We start from the raw sequence: 6,976 nt of genomic DNA, 5'->3' as shown, positions 1-6,976 counted from the left end.
TCGGTCGACTGAGCGCCGCCCGCCGCGTGGAGCGCATCGCGGGCCTCCGGGTGCCGGAGCCCCGCGAACCGGGCGGGGCGGGACAGATCACCCCTTGTCGGAGCCGTCGTTGGCGTCGCGGACGAAGTAGCGCTGGAACACCACGAAGATGACCGCTACCGGGATCGTGGCGAGCAGGGCGGCGCCGAGCTTGAGCGGGTACTGGCTGCCCTTGCCGAGTGACCCGCTGACCAGGTCGGCCAGACCGCGCGGCAGGGTGAACAGGTCCGGGTCCTGCACCGCCACGAGGCTGTGCGGGAACTCGTTCCAGGAGCCCTGGAACGACAGGATGGTCAAGGTGATCAGCGCCGGCTTCGCCATCGGCAGCACCACCGACCAGAAGGTGCGGAAGACGCTCGCCCCGTCGATGCGGGCCGCCTCCTCCACGCTCACCGGGACGGACTCGAAGAACTGCTTCATGATGAAGACCCCGGCCGCGTCGGCGAGCAGCGGCACCACCAGCCCGCTGTAGCTGTTGTACATGCCGAGCTGGTTGAGCACCAGGAACTTCGGGATGAGCAGCACCACGGGGGGCACCGCCATGACCGCGACGACCAGGGCGAAGAGCCCGGCGCGGCCACGGAATCGCAGCCGGGCCAGCGCGTACCCGGCCAGCGAGTCGAAGAAGACCCGGCCGACCGTCACGAGCACGGTGACCAGCAGCGAGTTGCCCAGCCAGAGCGGGAAGTTGGTGCCCGCGAAGATCCGCTCGAAGCCGGCCAGCGAGACCGGGTCGGGGATCGGCGAGAGCGGGTTGGCCGCCGCGTCCGGCTCGGTCTTGAACGAGTTGCCGAGCTGGATCACGAACGGGTAGAGGAAGACCAGCCCGAAGAAGATCAGCGTGGCGTACCCCAGGACCCGGGAGGCCAGGCTGCGACCGGCGCGGCGCCGCCGCCCGGGCGTCGCCGCGACAGGCGGACGGTCGGTCAGCACGGCCATGTCACGACCCCTCCGGTACGCGTCGACGCCGCCCGCCGCGCCGCCGGCCGACCGCGTCACGGTCGGCCATCGCACGGCGCTGGATCAGGGTCAACCCGATGATGATCAGGAACAGCACGAACGAGATCGCCGCCCCGGAGCCGTAGTCGAACTCCCGGAACGCGGTCCGGTAGGACAGGTAGGCCGGGGTGAGCGTGGTCTTGGCGGGGTCGCCCTGGCTCATCACGTACACCTGGTCGAAGACCTGCCAGGAGCCGATGAGGCCGAGCGTCACCACCAGGAACATGGTCGGCTTGATCATCGGCAGCGTGACGTAGCGGAAGCGCTGCCAGCGGCCGGCGCCGTCGAGGGTGCTCGCCTCGTCCAGCGCCACCGGCAGGTTCTGCAACGCGGCCAGGAACATCAGCATGAAGGTTCCGCTGGTGGTCCAGACCACCAGCGTGATGATCGAGACCATCGCGACGCTCGGCCCGGAGAGCCAGTCCCACCAGCTCAACCCGAACGGTCCGCCGCCGGTCAGCGCGGCCGGCGGGTCGTCCACCCCGAGCGTGCCGAGGAGCAGGTGCAGGACGCCCCGGGAGTCGGCGAACCACTGCGGGCCGGCGACGCCGAAGAGGCCGAGCAGCTTGTTGACCGCCCCCGAGTTGGCGAAGAGGAAGAGGAAGACCACGCTGATCGCCACCGAGCTGGTGACGGAGGGGAAGTAGAAGGCGCTGCGGAAGAAGCTCTTCCCCTTGAGCATCCGGTTGTTCACCACCAGCGCGAGGCCGAGGGCGAGCGCGGTCTGCGCCGGCACCACGATCCCGACGTAGTAGATGTTGTTCCGCAGGCTCGTCATGAAGTCGCGCCGGTCCAGCCCGTCCTCGGCGAAGAGGCGGGTGTAGTTCTCCACCCCGACGAACGGCACCTTCCGGGTGAACGGGCTGCCCTGGCCGTTCCAGTCGGTGAGGCTCACCCAGAGCGCCATCAGGATCGGCAGCAGCAGGAAGAGCCCGAGGATCACGACGACCGGGGCGACGAAGAGCCAACCGGCGAGGTTCTCGTTGCTCCGGGTGCCGCGGCCGCGCCGCCGAGGCGCGTCGCCGGGTACGGCCACCCGCGCCGCCGGTGCCTCCGTTGCCATCGTCCCTCCCTCACGAGACGGGAGGTGCGCGGCGCGGGCCCCGGTCTCGGCCGGGGCCCGCGCATCACACCTCACTCGCCGAGCGCCGCCTTGGCGTTCTTGTCGAAGTTCGCCAGGATCGTCTTCGGGTCGCCGGTCGACAGGGCCTGGAGGCCGGCCTCGAGGTCACGCAGGACGCTGTCCATCTTCGGCGCGTTCACCGGGCCCTGCGCGTACGCGACGCCGTCGATGAAGGGCTTGTCGGCGGGGAAGACGCTCACGTACTGGTCGTGGACGGACTGGCGGGAGGGCATCACGCCGAACGCCCGCGCGAAGGCCATCTGCTGCTCGCCGCTCGTCATCGCCTCGACGAACGCGATCGCCTGCTCCTTGTACTTCGACTTGGCGGCGATCCCCCAGCACTGGGTGAAGGAGAGCGTGCCCTGCCCCTTCGGGCCGGCCGGCAGCGGGACGACCTTGTACTTGACGTTCGGGAAGTCGTTCTGCAGCGCGCCCTTGATCCAGTTGCCCTCGATCGTCATGACGGCCTTGCCCCTGCCGAACGCCTCACCGGACCACCCGGCGTCCAGCTGCTTGGGGTACTGGGCCAGCCCCTTGGTGACCAGGTCCTTGACGTACTGGAGGGCCGCCACGTTCTCCGGGGTGTCCGCGGTGGGCTGCTTGCCGTCCTCGCTCATCAGCCAGCCGCCGTTCTGCACCAGGAACGCACCGATCCGGTCCCGCGTGTCGCCCAGCGCCAGCGGCACCTGCCCCTTCGCCTTGATCTTCTGGGCGGTGGCGGTGAGCTGATCCCAACTGGTCGGGACGTCGGCGTCCGTCAGGCCGGCCTTGGTCCAGAGGTCGGTGTTGATCTCCAGCGCCAGCGTGGAGAAGTCCTTCGGCGCGCAGTAGAGCTTGCCGTCGTAGGTGAACGCGGTGCGCAGGCTCTCGTAGAAGTCACCGGTGTCACTGATCTTGTCGCCGTACGGTTCGAGCGCGCCGACGCTCGCGTAGTCGGCGAACTGGGCCGCGTCGACGTAGAAGACGTCGGGCGGTGTGCCGCCGGCGAGGCCCTGCCCGAGCTGCTGGGTGAGGTCCTGGGCGGGTGTCACGGTGGCGGTGTTGCCCGAGTCGCTGGCCCACTTGGCCGCCGCGTCCTGCACGGCCTTGGTCTCGGCGTCACCGGACGAGCCGATCAGGATCTGCAGGCTGGCCGGGCCGCTGGACTGGGCCGTGCCCTCGGAGCTGTCGTCGAAGCCGCTGCCACAGGCGGCGGAGCCGAGCAGTGCGACGGCGGCGAGGCCAGCCACCGCCACCCGGGCGAGGGGTCGAGGTGCCATCTGGTTCTCCTGTTCGGGGATGGGTTACGCGGTGTGCCGGAGCACCAGCGAGGGCTGGAGCAGCACGGGCTCGGGGGATTGCTGGTCCCCGTCGAGGACCGCGGTGAGCAGGTCCACGCAGCGGGCGGCGGCCTCGCCGAGGGGTTGGCTGACGCTGGTCAGCCCGGTCGCGGCCGCGACCGGGGTGTCGTCGAAACCGATCACCGCGACGGCGGGGTCGGCTGCGCGTACCGCCTGGAGGGCGCCGAGGGCGAGGGAGTCGCTGGCGCAGACCACGGCGGTGGGGGGTTCGTCGGCGTCGAGCAGATCCCGCATCGACCACTCCCCCTCGGCGATGCCGTCCTCGACCGCCCGGTCCAGACCGGCCGGGTCGATTCCGGCTTCGCGCAGGGCGTCTCGCCACCCCGCGCGGCGGTCGTCGCCGACGCCGGAGCCGGCGGGCCAGCCGAGGAAGCCGATCCGGCGGTGGCCGCGCGCGAGCAGGTGCGCGGTCGCCCGGGCGGTGCCCGCCGCGCCGTCGACGTCGACCCACGGGTGTGCCGTCAGGTCGTCCCAGGGGCGGCCGAAGGCCACGAACGCCACCTCCCGTTCGGCCAGCCAGGCCGTCCGGGGGTCGCCGTGGTCGGTCCCGGTCAGCACGAAGCCGTCCAGGTCGTACGCGCTGAGCAGGTCCTCGTAGGCCGCGATCTCCCGCGCGGTGTCGTCGGCGGTGTAGAGCATCACCCGGTAGCCGGCGACCTCCGCGGTCTCGGTGAGGCCGTGCAGGAAGCGGTCGAGCACCGAGCCGTTGATGCCGTCCCGGGTCGGCTCGATCCGTACGGCGAGGAGGCGGGAGCGGCCGGTACGCATCTGCCGGGCGGCCTGGCTGACGCGGTAGCCGAGGGTGGCGATCGCCTCCTGGACCCGCTGCCGGGTCTCCTCCCGCACGATGTGCGGTGTGTTGAGCACGTTGGAGACCGTCTGACGGCTCACACGGGCGTGCCGGGCCACCGTTGCGATGGTCACCTTCTCGGACACAAAATCCCTCTCGCCATCTTGAACGATCCAATTCGGATACGGCAGGATTAGATCGTTCAAGTTTCTGGAATGTTTCGCACTTTGCACCGGCCGGAACGACTTTGTCAAGACGTCGTTCCGCAGCTACAGGATCTGGAGCCACACCGTGACCGAACGCCAACTGCAACCCCTGCTGCACGAGCTGGTGGGCGTGGTCCGCGCCCCCACCAGTGCGCTGGGGGACCTGGCCGGGCAGATCCGCCCGACCGGGGTCCAGGGCGTCTTCCACGCCGACGCCCGGGTGCTGTCCCGGGCCGAGCTGCGCGTCGACGACCGGGAACCGGAGAGCCTGGCCCGGGGATCGGCGGGCCCGCACGGCGTACGTTTCGTCGGTCTGACCCGGTGGCTCGGCGACCCCGGGCCGGACCCGACCGTCCGGGTCGAACGGCTCCGCCGGGTCTCGCCCGGCGGGCTCACCGAGGAGATCCGGATCGTCTCCACCGCCTCGGTGCCGGTCCGGGCCGTCCTGAGCATCGACATCGCGTGCGACCTCGCCCCGATCGAGGTGGTCAAGGCCGGCGGCGCCGCCGAGGCGCTGGAGGCCAAGACGGGCCGCCCCGGCGAGCTGGCCTGGGCCGCGGCGGGCATCACGGTCACCGTGACCGCCGAGGGGGCCACCACCGATTCGACGGGCGGGCGGGCCACCACGCCCCGGCTCACCTGGCCGGTCGAGCTGCCGCCCCGAGGCCGGGCCGAGGTGAGCTGGCGACTCGACGTCGACGACCCGCGGGCCGTCGTGGTCTGCCCGCCGGGCGAACCCGCCTGGTCCCGGCCGGGCCTGCGCGCCGACGACCGGCGGCTGGTCCGGTTCCTGGACCGCAGCCTCGACGACCTGCGCGGCCTGCGGCTGGCCGAGGCGGGCGCCCCGGAGGACGTCTTCCTCGGTGCCGGAGTCCCCTGGTTCCTCACCCTCTTCGGGCGGGACAGCCTCTGGGCCGCCCGGATGATGCTCCCGCTCGGCACCGACCTGGCCACCGGGACCCTGCGGGTGCTCGCCCGGCGGCAGGGCACCCGGGTCGACCCGGCCACCGGCGAGGCGCCCGGCAAGATCCTGCACGAACTGCGGCGGCACGAGTTCGCCCCGGGTGACGGGCTGCGCCTCCCGCCGGCGTACTACGGCACCGTCGACGCCACCATGCTCTGGGTCAACCTGCTGCACGACGCCTGGTGCTGGGGCCTGCCCGCCGAGCAGGTCGAGCCGCTGCTGCCGCACCTGGAGGCGGCGCTGCACTGGCTCGGCGCACACGCCGACGCCGACGGCGACGGCCTGGTCGAGTACGTCGACACCAGCGAGCACGGCCTCGCGAACCAGGGCTGGAAGGACTCCGGCGACGCGGTCCGGTTCCGTGACGGCACCCTGGCCGCGCCGCCCATCGTGCTCGCCGAGGTGCAGGGGTACGCGCACGAGGCCGCGGTCAACGGCGCCCGGTTGTTGGAGGCGTTCGGCCGCCCCGGCGGCGACCGCTGGCGCGAGCACGCGGCCGGTTTGGCCCGCCGGTTCCGGGCCGCGTTCTGGGTCGACGGGCCGTACGGGCCGCAGCCCGCTCTCGCCCTGGACCGGGAGAAGCGCCCCGTCGACTCGCTGACCAGCAACATCGGCCATCTGCTCGGCACCGGGCTGCTCAGCACCGAGGAGGAGGCGCAGGTGGCTCGGCTGCTCGGCACCGACGCGCTGTCCGGCGCGTTCGGGCTGCGCACCATGTCCACCGACGACACCGGGTTCAGCCCGCTGTCGTACCACTGCGGCTCGGTCTGGGCGCACGACACCGCGATCGTGCTCGGCAACCTGGCCCGGGCCGGCTTCCGGGACACCGCCCTCACCCTCGCCGACGGCCTGCTCGGCGCGGCCGAGGCGTTCGACTACCGCCTGCCCGAGCTGTATGGCGGCGACGACCGCTCGCTGCTCGGCCGGCCGGTGCCCTACCCTGCGGCGTGCCGGCCGCAGGCGTGGGCGGCGGCCGGGGCGGTGCAGCTGCTCCAGGCCGCCACCGGGCTCTACCCCGACGTGCCCGGCGGGACCGTCCGGCTCGCACCGCTCGCCGGCGCGCGGCTCGGCGCGGTCGCGGCGGAGGGCCTGAGCGTTGCCGGCGCCCCGGTCGGCGTGACGGTCGACCGCGCCGGCCACCCGACGGTGACGGGCCTGCCCGCCCACCTGACCGTCACGGTGGACGCGGTGCCGACCGTCCCGGCCCCGCGCCCCGCTCCCGCCGACCACCCGGTCGAGGGCTGACCTACAGCGTTGATCATGAGGTTGGCGGCGACTTCGATCTCCAGCACCGCCGTCAACCTCATGATCAACGGGATGGGGTGGTGGGCGGCGGGGTGGTGAGTTCGGCGATGAGCTCGTCGTCCTCCATCAGCCCGGTGGGGCGGAAGCCGAGGGACGTGTAGAGGCCGGCGGCCGCGGTGTTCTCCGGGTGGTACGACAACCGCACCGGCGGATTCCCGTCCCGCGCCGACAGCCACCCGGCGAGGCTCGCGACGGCGGCCCGCCCGATCC

At 72.3% G+C, this 6,976-nt stretch carries 6 protein-coding genes; 1 reads left to right on the top strand and 5 read right to left on the bottom strand.

Features of this window, described 5'->3' with window-relative positions; genetic code table 11:
- Positions 1 to 87 precede the first annotated feature (87 nt).
- The 4 genes from E1211_RS29200 to E1211_RS29185 all read right to left on the bottom strand — a co-directional run bounded on the left by E1211_RS29200 (position 88) and on the right by E1211_RS29185 (position 4,425).
- A complete protein-coding gene (locus E1211_RS29200; RefSeq protein ID WP_132352974.1) occupies positions 88 to 978 on the bottom strand; it encodes a carbohydrate ABC transporter permease in 891 nt (296 codons plus the stop codon).
- A gap of 1 nt (position 979) precedes the next feature.
- Entirely contained in the window at positions 980 to 2,101 is a 1,122-nt protein-coding gene (locus tag E1211_RS29195) for a carbohydrate ABC transporter permease (protein ID WP_132352972.1), read from the bottom strand.
- Between the two features lie 71 nt (positions 2,102 to 2,172).
- Positions 2,173 to 3,420, bottom strand: coding sequence for an extracellular solute-binding protein (locus E1211_RS29190; RefSeq protein ID WP_132352970.1), 1,248 nt, complete (start codon positions 3,418 to 3,420; stop codon positions 2,173 to 2,175).
- A 24-nt stretch (positions 3,421 to 3,444) separates the two neighbouring features.
- On the bottom strand, positions 3,445 to 4,425 hold the full coding sequence (locus tag E1211_RS29185) for a LacI family DNA-binding transcriptional regulator (RefSeq protein WP_243709747.1): 981 nt from the start codon (positions 4,423 to 4,425) through the stop codon (positions 3,445 to 3,447).
- A gap of 157 nt (positions 4,426 to 4,582) precedes the next feature.
- On the opposite strand from E1211_RS29185, the gene E1211_RS29180 reads away from it, so the two are divergent.
- Positions 4,583 to 6,706, top strand: coding sequence for a glycogen debranching N-terminal domain-containing protein (locus E1211_RS29180; protein WP_132352966.1), 2,124 nt, complete (start codon positions 4,583 to 4,585; stop codon positions 6,704 to 6,706).
- 64 nt (positions 6,707 to 6,770) lie between these two features.
- On the opposite strand, the gene E1211_RS29175 is transcribed toward E1211_RS29180, so the two are convergent.
- Positions 6,771 to 6,976, bottom strand: a 206-nt coding sequence (locus tag E1211_RS29175; RefSeq protein WP_371686217.1) for a GNAT family N-acetyltransferase, incomplete at its 5' end; no start/stop codon positions are given.

It is taken from the genome of Micromonospora sp. 15K316 (assembly GCF_004348525.1).
GTDB lineage: Bacteria > Actinomycetota > Actinomycetes > Mycobacteriales > Micromonosporaceae > Micromonospora.
This window is presented reverse-complemented; position numbering and strand designations above follow the sequence as displayed.